This window comes from Legionella moravica DSM 19234, assembly GCF_000423305.1.
In the GTDB taxonomy this organism is placed as follows: Bacteria; Pseudomonadota; Gammaproteobacteria; order Legionellales; family Legionellaceae; genus Legionella; species Legionella moravica.
Map to the genome: position 1 here is coordinate 261,307 of NZ_KE383999.1, position 15,202 is coordinate 276,508.

Genomic DNA, 15,202 nt, shown 5'->3' on the forward strand with positions numbered 1-15,202 from the left:
GAGTGAATTGGTCATCATCTTGATGATCGTTCACTCAAGTTGTATTTATGAGAAGACACGGCATAGTTGTGATTCATTAGAACCAAACGCCACTGGTTCAATATGTAGCACCAGTCTATTAATCATATATGAGGCTATTCCTCAGTCCGAAGATCCTGGGACTAGATCGGTATAGGTGTATTTTTTTAAAGCAGAATTTTTTGCTACACAACCCTTGCTAAATATCAAAGTTTAGTTGATGATATAAAAAGAAAAAGGACTTTATTCAACATAGAATATGTTAACCATAGTCTTTCAAAAACTCTCATAACAAAGTTTGGTTTTATGGATATTAACTCATTATTTATTCGCTTTCGGACCTACTTTAGAAACATTCCTCCCCGCCAGCAAAAAAAACTGATTTTATTCGCACTATTAGGAATATTCATCATTATTATGTTCATCAAAGGATGTTTGGCCATTGTAATTAACAAACAAAAAGTATCCGCAGAGCCCTTATTAATTCGTGTCAACAACACCATCAAAATTCCCGAGAGCTCTCCATTACGCTCTCATTTGCTCATTAAGACAGTTACTACAAGTACAGCGCCCCACATTGTGAAATTTCCAGGAATTGTAGAAGCTGATCAAAGCAGTACCATCACTATTTTACCCCCAGTAACTGGACGTATTATTCGTCTTGAGACCAAACTGGGAGACGTAGTAAAAAAAGGACAAGTTTTGGCAGTAATGCAATCGTCCGCCCTGGCACAGGCGTATACCGATAAAATTAAAGCACAAAGCGCGTTACAACAAGCGTCAGACGCATTGCAACGCACTCAAAAGGTAAACCGAGCCGGAGGCAGTTCAATTAAAGATTTGCAGCAACAACAAAATAATTACACTCAAGCGCAGGCTGAAATGCAGCGTGCTCAAGCAACTCTTAATGCATTAGGAAACAATCAAAAAGAACATCTGGAAATACAGGCTCCTATAGATGGGAAAATAATTGCGCTTAATTATGGTGTGGGCTCCTATATTAATGATCCGACAAGGGAACTATTTACACTGTCCAATATCCAGTCCGTTTGGGTTACCGCATGCATCCCTGAACACCTTATTGCCAAAGTGGCCAAAGGACAAAAAGTAGATGTTATTTTATCAGCCTATCCACAACAGACATGGAAGGGCAGCATTGCCTTTGTTAATAATATGATCGATGCTGATGCACGCTGCAATAAATCACGTATTGCCATTGCAAATAGCGATGAAAAATTACAACCCAATATGTTTGCATCCATTCATGCTAAAATCCCTCAGGAGGAGCAAATTATCGTCCCCCTATCTTCTATTTTGATGAATAATGACAACACCTCTGTTTTCATAGAAACAGCACCATGGATTTTTACTCGACGCACAGTGGTATTAGGTACTGAAGACGGTAATCACGTGCGGATTTTATCTGGATTGAAAGCGGGTGATCGAATAGTCGCTGCTGGTGGGATACTGGTTAATGATTAATAAACTAATAGCTCTATGCTTTCAAAGGCGTCATATTGCCTGGGGAGCTGCGATTCTCATTGGAGTTTATGGATACATTTCCTGCACGCGAATGACTATTGAGGCATATCCTGAGCTCAATGATGTGACTGTTGTTATCACCACTCAAGTACCGGGATTGGCAGCAGAAGAAATAGAACAACAAATCACCATTCCCTTGGAAAGAGCATTAGTAACACTACCTCATCTTTCAGTATTACGCTCCAGCAGTACTTTTGCTTTGTCGCTAATCACACTGGGCTTTAAAGATAACGCTTCTGAATATTTTGCGCGTGCTCGCGTATTTGAATTACTCAATACAGTCAGCTTGCCCCCGGGAATTCAGCCCACTATTGATCCATTAACTGGCTCTGGCAGTGAAATTTATCGCTATACCCTGGAATCCAATACCAAAGATCTGATGGAACTATCAGAGATTCAACGCTGGATAGTCATGCCTGCTTTAAAACAAGTTCCTGGTATTGCAGAAGTAAATAATTTTGGCGGCTTTACAAAAGAATATCAACTCACCCTCAACCCTTTAAAATTAAGCAGCTATGCTCTTGGCGTCAATGATGTAGTCAATGCAATTATTAATAACTCCTCTTTTGCTGGTGGCGGTCGCGTATCTCGTGGTGAACAGAGTTACATTCTCCGTGGAATGGGACAAATTCATACCTTGGAAGAACTGGGTTCAGTCGTTGTACGTCAACAGCAAAACATCCCTATTTTTACTCGTGATTTGGGGGTATTGGAATTTGGACATAAAGAGCGAGAAGGGATTTTAGGAAAAAACCATAATCCCGACACCATCCAAGGCATTGTCTTGATGCGTAAAGGTGAAAATCCTGGAAAAATTTTAGTAGGTGTCCATGCAAAAATAGATCAACTACAAGAGCAGCTCAAACCAATGGGAGTTTCGATTGTCCCCTATATTGATCGCGATGATCTGGTGCATTTAACAATTCATACCATCACGCATACAGTCATAGAAGGTATTGTTGTAGTCTGTTTGGTACTGATGCTCTTCTTGGGTAATTTTCGCAGTGCATTAGTGGTCACTGTTGCTATTCCAGCCGCGTTGGTATCAGTATTTATCTTCATGAATCTTACCCAGATGCCAGCCAATTTATTTTCACTGGGAGCTATTGATTTTGGGGTTATTGTTGATGGGGCTATCGTCGTAATGGAAGCTATTTTACGTCGAAGAGAAGAGTATCCAGATAAAATTCTTTCCGCTGAGGAAGTATTAAAGGCCACCAACAATGTTGCCCGCCCTATTTTTTTCGCTACTTTAATAATTATATCTGCCTATTTACCCTTGTTTGCTTTTGAGCATGCTGAAGGTAAATTATTTAAGCCAATGGCCTACACCGTTTGTTTCGCTCTGCTTGGTGCACTAATCTGCACCTTGGTACTTATTCCAGGTTTAACCTACACAGCCCTTCGTAAACCACAAAAAATGCACCATAATCGTCCCTTAATCTGGTTAACAGAAAAATATAGCTCACTGCTAAGACAATTACTCAAGCGTCCAAGTATTGCCTATGTTCTTGGCTTAATAACCCTGTCTATGGTGCTAATTCTCGGCTCAACGGCTGGACGAGAATTTTTGCCGGAGCTTGATGAAGGTTCTCTTTGGCTGCAAGCGGAACTTCCTTCAGGTCTTTCTCTGGAAAAAGCAAACACCATGGCGGAAAATCTGCGTCAAACTCTTCTTAAGCATCCCGAAGTTTCTTTTATAGTCACACAGCTAGGACGCAGTGATGATGGCACAGATCCCTGGACTCCCTCTCATATAGAAGCGCCGGTAGGATTAAAGCCCTACTCTCAATGGCCTGACAAGGAGACTAAAGCCCAGTTCATTAATAAGCTCAGCAAAGAGTTTGCTCAAATGCCTGGTTACAATATTGGCATTAGCCAGCCAATTATTGATGGTGTCAATGATATGGTCGGTGGCGCGCATAGCCCTCTTGCTCTGCGTATTTATGGTACAGATTTGCGAGAGTGTCGTCGTATTGGTAATGAGATTGTTGCTATTTTAAAAACCATACCAGGTACAGCTTCTGCATCGTTGTTTCAAGAACCTCCGATTCCACAAATAGCTATTGAAATTGACCGAGACAAAATCGCTCGTTACGGAATCAATGTATCAGATGTAACCAACCTAATCCAAACCAGTCTTGGTGGTGCACCTGTTACAACTGTTTATGTTGAAAATCGTATTTATAATGCAACCGCTCGCTTACCCAAGTCTTATAAAAACAACATCCAATCTTTGGGCGCGTTATTTATTACCAGCCCTAGCGGAGCACAAATCCCTCTGTCCGAATTAGCCCACTTAGAATATAGAACTGGAGAAAGCAATATTTCTCATGAATCAGGAGAACGTCAAGTTACCGTGCGGATGGACAACCGCGGCCGTGATCTGACCTCTTATCTTAACGAAGCCAAATATCGGATAAACAACGAGGTACGATTTGATGCAAAACAATTCCGTCTTGAATGGGCAGGACAATTTCAGAGCCAGGAGCGCGCAGAAAAACGTTTGGTTTATATTTTAGGCATCATGTTGATCATGATGGGATTACTCTTATTTTTTGAATTTCAAAAATTACACTTAGTACTGTTAGTTTTAGGTGTAGTACCGATGGCAACTCTAGGTGGACTCATTACCTTGCATCTCACCGGAGAAACACTCAATGTGGCCACCGCAGTTGGCTTTATTGCCCTTTTTGGCGTGTCTGTGCAAAACGCCATCATTATGTTAGCTAATATACGTCGCGTGCGCTCCTCTAATAAATCCCTCAGCCGTGCGGTAGTCAACGGGGCTACTGAGCGATTGCGTCCAGTACTATTGACGGCCACTGTAGCCTCTTTTGGAATGTTGCCCGCTGCATTAGCCACCGGAGTGGGAACCGATGTACAACGAGGTCTTGCTACAGTCATTGTGGGTGGTTTGGCCGTGTCCACTCTTCTGACTTTGTTTATTTTACCAACCTACTACTACGCTTTAGCACGCTTTTTAGAACATAATGGCTCTGGATTTCCTTTATGGAGAAGAAAGCGATGAGCACTAAAAATAGGTCTTTTTTTGCTTTAATCACCTCTACTCTCTGTAGCAAGTTATACATGAGTATAGTGCTTGCGAGTATTTTAAATGGTTGTGCAGTTGGCCCGGATTATCATAGACCGGCACTCTCATTGCCCTCAAGTTATACTGCACAAAACATGAACCCAAAATCCAGTGCTAGAAAATCATTGCCGACTAAACAAATTTTTGTATCCCAAAACAATCTTCCCAATCAATGGTGGACATTATTTAAATCCCAACCTTTGAACGAACTAGTAATGGCAAGCCTGCTCTTCAATCCTACTATAGAAGCCGCTCAAGAAGCTTTGAGAAGTTCTCTGGAAATTGCTTACAGCGCAAAGGGAGCTTTATTTCCCGCTGTAGGCGTTTCGTTTAATCCAACCACTCAAAAAACCGCTGACATATTGACCAGTGTGCTTGCAAATAATCAATACCAATACTCGCTTTATACTGGGCAGGTTTTTGTGTCTTATTCTCCTGATGTTTTTGGTGGAGTCCGGCGACAACTGGAGTCATTGATGGCTCAGGCTGAGACCCAAAAAGCACAATTAAATGCAACTTATTTAACCTTAACCGCAAATGTCGTGAATGCAGCAATCCAGGAATCGGCTTTACGCGAGCAAATTAGTGCAACTCAGGAAATTATTAACAGCCAAAAGAAATTACTGGCAATTAGCCAAAAACAATTGCGCCTGGGGGATATTGCTCTAATAGATGTTGCCAGCCAACAAGCCGCATTGGCCTCAGCAGAAGCAACTTTGCCTCCTTTAACAAAGCAGTTGGCCATCCAGCGTGATTTGCTTAATGCGTTAACTGGTCGTTTTCCTGATGATCCCCGGACACCAATAATTCACCTCAGCAGCTTGCATCTGCCAAAAGAACTTCCTATCTCTATTCCCTCAGAACTGCTGGAGAATCGGCCAGATATTCGCGCCGCTGAAGCACAAATGCATGCCGCCAATGCCCTTATTGGTGTTGCAGTCGCTAATCGCCTGCCCAATTTCACTCTTACCGGCACCAATCTGGGCACATCGGCTACATCGATTGCATCATTGTTGCAACCCGACACGCGCTTTTGGGCATTGGCAGGAATTATTACCCAACCTATTTTTGCTGGCGGTAGCTTAAAACATCGACAACGTGCAGCAGAAGCGGCTTACAGACAAACTGCTGCGCAATATCGAAGCACCATTATTAATGCCTTCCAAAATGTAGCCGATACTTTAAAAGCCATACAAATAAATAATCTTGCCATCCATGCGGCACAAAATGCCGAACAAGCTGCGCGTACTAGCCTTAACATTGCTCGACACCAGCACACCCTGGGTGATAGCAGCATCGCAACCTTACTCATTAATCAACAACTATACCAACAAGCCAAGCTGAATTTAATCCAAACTCAAGTCAATCAGCTAGCAGATACCGTTGCTCTTTTTCAAGCTTTAGGCGGGGGATGGCAAAACGCCGATAATTCCTCCAAAAAATAACTGGTATCAAAAGCAGAATGTTCTCTTTTCATTGACAATGGTAGTGGAAGTACAATATTCAACATCAAAATACTGCTTTCGGATGAATTCTTCCTAAGCAAAAATAGACTCAAGCTGCCTAATCCCCTACTTTTAACGCCTGTTAAAAATAGGCCGTTCACCGTCCTTTAACAACAGTGCCAACTCTTTAAAATTCTCTACGATCATATCTGCATTAGCCAGTTGATTTCGACTCAGTGTTGTCAACAATCCAGCAACCAGCATTCCACTTGCTTTAGCAGCAGCAACACCATGTTCCGAATCTTCTATAACAAGGCAGTTTTCTGGTTTTGCTTGAAGACGATGAGCTGCCAGTAAATATCCTTCTGGAGATGGTTTGCCCAAAATTACGTCTTCACAACTGACTATGGTGTTAAAATAAGAAGCAAGGCGACCGTAATGAATTTTTTCCAGTATTTTAAGTATTGAATGACGATTGGAGCCACTGCAGATGCCAATTTTTTCATATCGTTGTGCCACTCTATCTAAAAACCAATCCAGCTCCGGAATCATGGGTAATTGCTCACTTTGTTCGATGAGCTCGTTGTAAGCAAAGACTTTTAGTTCTATCCATTCATCGATTTGTGATTTGGAACAGTCAAGACCTTTATCATTCAGAATCTTGGGAAATACAGTACTATCACTTAATCCCAGATAATGGGTTCTATATTCTTCATAATCAAGACGAATGCCTATTTGATTTAATACATGGGCTAGTGCCTTAAAATGCATGGGCTCACTATTGAGTATTACTCCATCAAAATCAAAAATTATCGTATTAATCACTTTATTACCTCTGTTCATTGGATTGATTAAATACAATCATCTAATAATGTCCTTTCACTCACTTGTCTCTTTGGTAAAAAGATAATTCATTATATTTTAGACAAGTATTGCCTCCATTTCCTAAAAAATTTGCTTATTGAAAAACAGATTTCAATCCTATATTGTGCTTGTTGATTATAAGGTTCTGATAATCTTGAATTTAAAATAAGGAAGTATTCATGAAAGAAAGTAAATCAAAGGTATTCAATTTAAGTGATTATAAAATTCTTGATTATTTAATAAGCCATGTGGAACTGGAAATCGATATATCCAAAGATCCTGTGCAAACAAAAGCATCAATTACTGTAATCCCTAATTCTCAGGTGGAAGATCATTCGGATGATTTGATTTTGGATGGGGAAAATATGAAATTAACTTCAATTGCTCTCAATGGAAACCCACTTGATGAAACGCAATTTGAAGTAACGGAACATTCTCTAATAGTCAAGAACGTACCACAAAGTGAACCATTTATCCTGACTACCACTACACTTCTTGGCGAAAATACTGATTTATTTGGCTTGTATAAAACTGAGGGTACAGTACTCGTAAAGGCGGAAACAGAAGGTTTGCGTCGCGTACTTTATTGCAATGACAGACCCGATAATTTAGCAACATACAAAACGACAATAATTGCAAGTGAGCTGGATTTTCCTGTCTTATTATGCAATGGAAAAGCGTTGGGGCGAGCCCAATTGCCAGATGGTCTTCATTCAGTAACCTGGATGGACGAAGTGCCGAAACCCAGTTATTTATTCGCTATGGTTGCAGGTAAATTGCACCGTTCAGAAGCCCATTTTACAACTCGTTCAGGCCGAGATTTGCCTATTGTATTTTATGTCCCGCCTGAGGCAACAAAACAATGTGCTTTTGCTAAAGAGGTTCTTGCTGCAGCAATGGCTTGGGATGAAAGAACCTATAACCTCGAATGCGATTTGCACCAGCACATGGTTGCTGGAGTGGATAAATACGCCTCTGGTGCTTCAGAACCAACTGGCCTGAATTTATTCAATACAGCCAATTTATTTGCCAGCCCAGAAAGTACCACTGACTTAGGGATATTGAGAGTTCTTGAAGTCGTAGCACATGAATTTTTTCATTATTGGTCTGGAGATCGGGTAACGATTAGAGATTGGTTTAACTTGCCTTTTAAGGAGGGTCTGACTACCTTTAGAGCGGCCATGTTTCGTGAAGAGTTGCTAGGTACTGATTTGGTGAGGCTTATGGATGGGAAAAACCTCGATCCACGTGCGCCGAGACAAAGCACGTATACTGCAGTGAGAAGTTTGTATACTGCCGCGGCATATGAGAAAAGTGCTGATATATTTCGTATGATGATGCTTACTCTGGGTAAGGATGTGTTTTATAGCGGAATGACCGAGTTTCTGAAGACTCATGACGGCAAAGCCGTGACCCTTGAAAATATGCTAGAGTCGTTAACTCATACCAGTGGAGTCGATGTTCACCGCTTTTTATCCTGGTTTACGGAACCGGGTATTCCTGCATTAAATGTTACTGATGAATACAATCCAGATACAAAAACCTATACTTTAAAAGTAAAAACCACGGATGGGAAGTCAAGACCCATACCTTTGATTATGGGATTATTAGACCGTTCAGGGAAAGAAATTAAAGGTGATACTTTGTTAATGATTGATCAGCCTGATATGGAGTTTACAATGACAGAGGTTGAGACCCGCCCTGTCCCCTCTTTATTACGCAGTTTTTCCGCTCCGGTTAACTTGAAGTATCCCTATTCTCAAGAAGAATTAGTACTGCTTATGCAGCACGATACCAATATTTATAACCGCAGTGAAGCAGCAAAATTAGCTGTCACTCAGATGGTGAAAGATTATTGTTCAGGCAAATCACTCAATTGTACTTCAGCAATTTTTGATAGCTTTCGTTCGGTACTAACCGATCATTCGCTTAATGAATGGTTACAGGCAGAATTGTTGACTTTACCATCGGAAGAAGAGTTGGCTCTCGAATTTGCCAAACCCGATTTTGAAAAAATTGCAGAAGCACGTCAATTAATTCAGAGCGCTCTTGCTCAGGAATTAAAGACTGATTTATTTAAACTTTATAATGACCTGCAATTACGAGAACCGGTAAAATCACCTCAATTTAGTATTTTTGACATTAAAGATGCAGGAGTACGACGTCTAAAAGAAGTTTGTACTTCTTATTTTCAATATACCGACTCAGTGCAAACTGAACACTATTTGATTTTGCAATTTAAAGATGCTTTAAATGTTAATATGACTGACACTTATTCGGCACTGAAGCAGTTGTGTGAGATGAATTCGAGTAAAGTCGATAGTCTATTGAATGATTATTATCAGCATTGGAAAAACGATGCAACTGCAGTGAATTATTGGTTTACAATTCAAGCATCAACTCATTCGCATAGTGTCGTTCAAAGAGTAGAAGAATTAACTCATCACCCAGCTTTTGACTTATCGAATCCCAATAAAGTCTATGCATTGTTGCGATCTTTTATTAAAAATCCCTATGGCTTTCATGCGAAATCAGGTCAAGGTTATCAACTTATCGCAGATAACATCCTGCTATTGGATAAAATAAACCCTACTTTGGCTGCAAATTTGACAGAAAGCTTCGTGAACTGGGAAACATTTGATGAGTCACGTCAACAGATGATGCTAATGAATTTAAAGCGAATCAATAGTAATGCGGTATCAGATGATGTGAGAAACGCAGCAAAAAAGGGGTTAGATAAATACAGGGAGAAACCACCGTTGCCTATTCATTTAACTTTGCTGGGCAGTTCTTCTAATGGTGAATCATCGCAAATGGCTCATGAAGAAGGAGTAAATCCTGGAGGTACATCAACTAGGGCGTGTTGACAATTGCCCCTCTTCCAAATGATTTTATTTCAATCCTTTTTAAAAAGGTGATTTCTGTTTGCGTTTAATGAGGAATTCACTTTCATCTAGATAAGCGTATAATTCCATCCTTTATATATAAGTTATAAGGAGATATTATGGGACCAGAAACCCACGTTAATCCTGACGATCAATACATCAATACATTAATAGCAGCAAGTACATCAGGGCTTCTTGGAGCTGGTGCGAGTTTCTTTTTTAAAGGTTTGAAAATACGGATACAAAGCGGACAAGCCTTACCTAGCATGTCACAATTGGGTGCGTACTATTGGGCTAAAGAAACGTTTCGTGGCACACTGAGTTATGCTGGATGCCTTGTTTCCACCTCTATAGTTCAACAAATGATGGCCAGGTATTTAGAAAAACAAAATCTATCTCAAACGACTCTAGGTAAGTGGTCTGAAACTTTATTTTCAGGAGCTCTTGGTGGTGTGACCTACAATATTGCTGAAAATATTATACTCGAACAACAAAGAAAACGAATGAACGCATTGGATGCAACCAGAAGTTTGCTTCAACAATCTCCAACACGAATTATTCGTGGTCTTCCATTCGTTATGGCTAGAGAAGCTGTATTCGGATTTTGCTATTTAAAAGGAGTAAAACAAGCCGGGGACTATGCTAGAGAGCAATGGGGAAGTAAATATGAAATGCCTGCCCAAATTTTGGCAGGAATGGGTGGAGCCTTAATATCACATCCTTTTGATACGTCATCTACTACCATGCAGGCGTATGGCTATAATAAGCCTAGCCAAGCGATACGACATTTATTATCTGAGGCAAGTCCTTTTAAAGCATTATATCGAGGCGGGTTAGCAAGACTTGGTTTATTTACTTCATCTGCACTCGTTATGAATAGTGTACGCGAGAGGGTTATGGAGCATTTAGAGACACCGTCGGTATAGTTGTAACTGTTTGCTTATGTAGGTGGATATCAACAAGTAGGCCTAGCGCACCGGAACTTGCGCTCTGCCGCAAAAATTTAAAAACTGTCCATTTTATTGAATCAAATCACTTCGATAACTGGCTAATGTCATGGGTGACTTGTCGGTAGATTTCTGATAGTCGATGTAGATCCCAATATAAGTATTTCTAGACATTACCTATTATGCGATTAGTTGGGGGATATTTAATCGCATAATGATTATTATGCGATTTATATTTAACAACTAGCAAATGACAAATACATTCTACTCAAGAGCATTACTATGTCATTAAGCAATTACTGATTTACAATTTCCTCCCTTTTAAGGGATACTATCCAATTGAATTTTTACCAGTTTGAGAATCTCATCCAACATTTGCTGTATTGTTTCAGTATTTCCTGAAGATTGTTTATAGATTACATTAACTAAAAAAGAAGATAGGGCATTAGAAACCATTTTGTGATTACGAAAATGAGGCTCTAACTTCTCCATACTTTGAACTAAGGATGAGAATAAATTTGACCCAATAAGATTCATGGCCTGAGAGTATTCTTCATCAGTTGGTGCTGATTTAGTATTTACATTCATATTTTTTCCTACAATATTAATTTGCGGAGCAAGTATAAAGAAATTCATTGAAGAGTTGAATACAGCGTGCTGTGAGCAATAAATCAAACAACTGATTTAAAACGCAAATAATATTATAATTAACAAATTAGGCAACGTCCCTGAAGTTTGTTTAGACAAGATTTAATCTTGAAATGAGCACAGATTTTTCAATTTCACTTCGAACTGCCCCCTCTCCCACGATAGTAACTTTGATAGTGGTCCGACCCGGGTAGATCGGTAACACAAATGACCGGATACATAGGTAACAGTTAATCTAATCTCATTCCCTATAAAGGAGATTGAGATGCCTTGGAAAGAGACTGTTGCTATGAGAGAAAGAATAAAATTCATATCTAATTACATGGAAAAGAGCTTTGATAGCTTTTCAGAGCTATGCGCATTTTATGGAGTGAGTAGAAAAACAGGTTATAAGTATGTTAATCAATTTAAAGAATCAGGAATTGATGGCTTAAAAGAACGATCAAGATCACCTCATCGGCATGGCCTAAAAACAGCTCAATGGATGGAAGATAATATTTTAAAGATTCGCAAGAAGCACACCAGCTGGGGTGGTAAAAAGATTCATAATTGGCTTCAACAAGAATACCCTGAGACAGAATGGCCTTCCAAAAGCACTATAGATGATATTCTTAAAAGAAATGGTCTTGTAAGAAAACGAAGAGTTCGAGGTCACGTAGCACCATATAATGAGCCTTTTTCATTGTGCACAAATCCGAATGATGTATGGAGTATCGATTTCATGGGACAGTTTTATCTAGGGAATAAAAAACGTTGTTACCCATTAACGGTGACTGATAATTTTAGTCGTTATCTTTTAGATATAAGAGCATTCGATGCGATATCGAGCTTAAAAACGAAAGAAACACTAGAGAATCTCTTTATGATTCATGGATTACCTAAAGCAATTAAAAGCGACAATGGTGTCCCTTTTGCTAGTACGGGGATTGCCGGTTTATCTCAATTATCTATTTGGTTAATTAAGCTTGGAATTATACCTGAGCGGATCCGAAAAGGGCATCCAGAGGAAAATGGCAGACATGAACGTATGCACTTAACTTTAAAAATAGAAACCACCCTGCCTCCTATGAATGATCAAGTGGCTCAACAAATACGGTTCGATGAGTTTAGAAAAGAGTTTAATGAAGAAAGACCGCATGAGGGAATCGATTTTCAACGCCCATTTAGGCTTTATTCGAATTCTGAACGCGCTTTTCCCAAAAGATTACCTAAAATAGAATATGATACAAGGCATGTGGAAACCCGAAAAGTGAGAAGCAATGGAACGATTAAATGGAAAGGAAAAGAAATTTTTTTATCTGAATTATTAATCGGGGAAACCATTGGCTTTATACCCCGAAGCGACGATCAATGGAATCTACATTTCTCTTTTATGCCTATTTCTATTTTTAATGAAAGAGAACAAAAAATGTATAAAATATGATATAAAAGTGTTACCGATATATCCGGTCATTTATGTTACCTATGTTCCGGTCATACAGCATCATCATACTATCAAAGTTCCTATCGCGGGAGAGGGGGCAGTTCGAAGTGAAATTGAAAAATCTGTGCCCATTTCTAGATTAAGTCTTGTCTAAACAAACTTCAGGGACGTTGCCTAATATAATAATTAACAAATTAATTATAATCAGTTGTTTGTTTTATAGTTCACATTTGCCCCGTTTCTGTTATTACACCCATGGTTCCAAAAGTAAGGACTTATTAGCTTTGTGAAACAAAGGGGTTGTAAATTTTTAAATGAAACCACCGTATTCGACATCGCAAGTACGGTGGTATAAGCTGTTGGGTCGTGAGTCTCCTCCGACTCGATTTCACTTTGCTCCATTCAATATTATTGTTTTAAAAACCAAGGTGCGAGCAAAAAATTAATTTATAAGACAGGCTTCTTCTTCTAGAGCTCCACTTAATACAGAATACTCGCCATTTACCCAATGAATCATTGCGTGGCCAGATTTTTCACTGGGTCTATATAAATGGCCGGTGACATGCTCTAAATATCCTGGATTAGTAAACATGGCCACAGCGATTCGGTTCCTTAATGTTTTATATTGTCCATTAGTGTACATTAAAGAAATTTCGCCATCCCTTGTAACACTCGCACCCGCTAACACGCCCATAGGATAGCCATCACTCTGTATGAATTGAACAGAAAATGGGCTTTCAAATTGTGTACTTGTTTTAAAATCAATTTTCAATTCGTGCATACCGTACTCAGCTGGCCATTGAATATGACCTAATCCTTCTTGTTTGCTGAACGTTCCTCGTGGATTGAAAACCAATGTCCCTTTATCCCTTTCAACTTCATCAACAAATACTCGAGCTTGCCAAGTACCCATAACAATTTTTGCTGATTTAATGGTTACTACATGTGTGTTAGATAGAGAATCATAGATGATCATGGAGCTTTGATAGTCACTACCCTCAGATGCCGAAGCAGGAAAATTGATGTTGATGTTAATTTTGCTGGTTGCCTTAGGCGCTAAATTTTTTATAGGAATTTTGATTTTACTCAAATGGCTAGCATCTGATTTTTGTGTTACCGCGAGTAGATAGTCACCTTCATTACTCCGAAAATAGTAGTCTTTGTCCAAATACATTTTTCCTAAACGAGTGAACAATAATTCACTGTCTTTTTTGCCACGAGATACAACAAAATAGCCTTTATTCGTCAAAGCAAGATCAAATGGGTTATCCGTAACTGAAATAGGACATTGATTAATAGTTAAAGGCTCTTTAGTTAATTTAAATAGGTTGCCCGCATGCAATTGAGGTGAAACAACTAGAGCTGCTGCTATTAGAATCGATTTAATGTGCATGTAAATTCCTTTTAAATGAATACAATTGTTTAAAGAAACCCCTTTTCTTTATCACAAAACTTTATCATTTCTATTATCTTGACTCAACCTGATCTTTCTGTGGCAAAAAATTAAACAGATAAAAGCTCATATTTTTGCTGGCTCCCTAACGCAAAAATATAAAAAACTCTCTGTTGTCACAACTTTACTCAGAGGGGTTCATTGCAGGAAGGTACGGAATTTCCCAGCACACCCCTACAAGCCTGTTTGTGACCGTTTATCAAGGTCAATGCCACGGAAATTCAGTTGCGGCATGAGCAAGTACTATCCTTCAACAAATCTTTAGCAATGCGGTGGCTAGACTTATTTTGGACTGGTGGTTGGCGTAGAAGAGTCCGTAGGTTCTTCCTTCACAGTACCAGAACATTCCGCTGCAATCGCATCAATGGATTGATCGTATTCTTTATCAGTAATTGTTTCTGATTTTTTAATCAGTTCCATGAGTTTAGGCTGAGCGCATCCGCAGTAGGATGTAGTAAACTTTTTATCTTCATCAGTTTGTTTGGGGTAAATTAAACTCCATCTATCCTGACAATATTCAGTGAAATCATTTGCTTTTGCATCTGAAAGACCGATTTCTTCTTCTAAAGAATCCATAGCATCATGAAGCAAGGTTCGAGACAAACAAATTTGAATGGCATGATTGATTTCTTCTTCAGTGTTCATAGGTTGCGTGGATGCACAAGCACAATATTTTTCACCAAAATTTTTATAATCTACTTTATCAGTACCCTGCTTGCCTTTATCCATCCAGGAATTGATACAAACGGATTGAAATGAGCCGTCTGGTTGAGCCGAGTTGTCGGAATAAGCGGATATTGAGCACAGCCCAAGAGTAGCAACAACCAACATTCGTTTTAATGAAAAAGCTCTCATTCTATGTCACTCCATTGATTAGATTCGA

General features: G+C 39.4%; 10 protein-coding genes. 6 read left to right on the forward strand and 4 right to left on the reverse strand.

Annotated elements, in window-relative coordinates:
- The first annotated feature begins 324 nt into the window (after positions 1 to 324).
- The 3 genes from G543_RS0111290 to G543_RS0111300 are packed head-to-tail and all read left to right on the forward strand — an operon-like array spanning position 325 to position 6,099.
- Positions 325 to 1,500 carry an efflux RND transporter periplasmic adaptor subunit gene (locus G543_RS0111290; protein WP_028384608.1) on the forward strand — a complete coding sequence of 392 codons (1,176 nt, stop codon included), beginning with the start codon at positions 325 to 327 and terminating at the stop codon, positions 1,498 to 1,500.
- The gene (locus G543_RS0111295; protein ID WP_028384609.1) at positions 1,493 to 4,591 is read left to right on the forward strand and encodes an efflux RND transporter permease subunit; all 3,099 of its coding nucleotides are present in this window, start codon (positions 1,493 to 1,495) and stop codon (positions 4,589 to 4,591) included. The genes G543_RS0111290 and G543_RS0111295 overlap by 8 nt, the downstream gene beginning before the upstream one ends.
- Positions 4,588 to 6,099 carry an efflux transporter outer membrane subunit gene (locus G543_RS0111300; RefSeq protein ID WP_238584711.1) on the forward strand — a complete coding sequence of 504 codons (1,512 nt, stop codon included), beginning with the start codon at positions 4,588 to 4,590 and terminating at the stop codon, positions 6,097 to 6,099. Before G543_RS0111295 ends, G543_RS0111300 begins: the two co-directional genes overlap by 4 nt.
- A 132-nt stretch (positions 6,100 to 6,231) precedes the next feature.
- Here G543_RS0111300 and G543_RS0111305 read toward each other — a convergent pair whose 3' ends face one another.
- On the reverse strand, positions 6,232 to 6,924 hold the full coding sequence (locus G543_RS0111305) for an HAD family hydrolase (protein ID WP_028384611.1): 693 nt from the start codon (positions 6,922 to 6,924) through the stop codon (positions 6,232 to 6,234).
- Positions 6,925 to 7,142: 218 nt separating this feature from the next.
- Here G543_RS0111305 and pepN point away from each other — a divergent pair, with 218 nt between their 5' ends.
- Together pepN and G543_RS0111315 are read left to right on the forward strand one after the other, a co-directional pair.
- Positions 7,143 to 9,830, forward strand: a complete 2,688-nt coding sequence (gene pepN, locus G543_RS17790; protein ID WP_051190683.1) for an aminopeptidase N — start codon at positions 7,143 to 7,145, stop codon at positions 9,828 to 9,830.
- 137 nt (positions 9,831 to 9,967) lie between these two features.
- On the forward strand, positions 9,968 to 10,774 hold the full coding sequence (locus G543_RS0111315; RefSeq protein WP_028384612.1) for a hypothetical protein: 807 nt from the start codon (positions 9,968 to 9,970) through the stop codon (positions 10,772 to 10,774).
- A gap of 342 nt (positions 10,775 to 11,116) precedes the next feature.
- Here G543_RS0111315 and G543_RS0111320 read toward each other — a convergent pair whose 3' ends face one another.
- Complete coding sequence (locus G543_RS0111320) at positions 11,117 to 11,383, reverse strand: hypothetical protein (RefSeq protein ID WP_028384613.1); 267 nt, start codon at positions 11,381 to 11,383, stop codon at positions 11,117 to 11,119.
- A gap of 325 nt (positions 11,384 to 11,708) precedes the next feature.
- On the opposite strand from G543_RS0111320, the gene G543_RS0111325 reads away from it, so the two are divergent.
- Positions 11,709 to 12,866 (forward strand): DDE-type integrase/transposase/recombinase, encoded by a 1,158-nt coding sequence (locus G543_RS0111325; RefSeq protein ID WP_028384614.1) that lies wholly within the window; start codon positions 11,709 to 11,711, stop codon positions 12,864 to 12,866.
- 442 nt (positions 12,867 to 13,308) lie between these two features.
- On the opposite strand, the gene G543_RS0111330 is transcribed toward G543_RS0111325, so the two are convergent.
- The gene (locus G543_RS0111330) at positions 13,309 to 14,259 is read right to left on the reverse strand and encodes a flagellar hook-basal body complex protein (protein ID WP_028384615.1); all 951 of its coding nucleotides are present in this window, start codon (positions 14,257 to 14,259) and stop codon (positions 13,309 to 13,311) included.
- Positions 14,260 to 14,601: 342 nt separating this feature from the next.
- Positions 14,602 to 15,174 (reverse strand): hypothetical protein, encoded by a 573-nt coding sequence (locus G543_RS0111335; RefSeq protein ID WP_028384616.1) that lies wholly within the window; start codon positions 15,172 to 15,174, stop codon positions 14,602 to 14,604.
- Positions 15,175 to 15,202 lie beyond the last annotated feature (28 nt).

Bases quoted from the DNA above. Each gene is read 5' to 3' on its own strand.
- G543_RS0111315 (WP_028384612.1), top strand. From the start codon at position 9,968: ATGGGACCAGAAACCCACGTTAATCCTGACGATCAATACATCAATACA.
- pepN (WP_051190683.1), top strand. From the start codon at position 7,143: ATGAAAGAAAGTAAATCAAAGGTATTCAATTTAAGTGATTATAAAATT.
- G543_RS0111320 (WP_028384613.1), bottom strand. From the start codon at position 11,383: ATGAATGTAAATACTAAATCAGCACCAACTGATGAAGAATACTCTCAG.
- G543_RS0111295 (WP_028384609.1), top strand. From the start codon at position 1,493: ATGATTAATAAACTAATAGCTCTATGCTTTCAAAGGCGTCATATTGCC.
- G543_RS0111325 (WP_028384614.1), top strand. From the start codon at position 11,709: ATGCCTTGGAAAGAGACTGTTGCTATGAGAGAAAGAATAAAATTCATA.
- G543_RS0111330 (WP_028384615.1), bottom strand. From the start codon at position 14,259: ATGCACATTAAATCGATTCTAATAGCAGCAGCTCTAGTTGTTTCACCT.
- G543_RS0111300 (WP_238584711.1), top strand. From the start codon at position 4,588: ATGAGCACTAAAAATAGGTCTTTTTTTGCTTTAATCACCTCTACTCTC.
- G543_RS0111290 (WP_028384608.1), top strand. From the start codon at position 325: ATGGATATTAACTCATTATTTATTCGCTTTCGGACCTACTTTAGAAAC.
- G543_RS0111335 (WP_028384616.1), bottom strand. From the start codon at position 15,174: ATGAGAGCTTTTTCATTAAAACGAATGTTGGTTGTTGCTACTCTTGGG.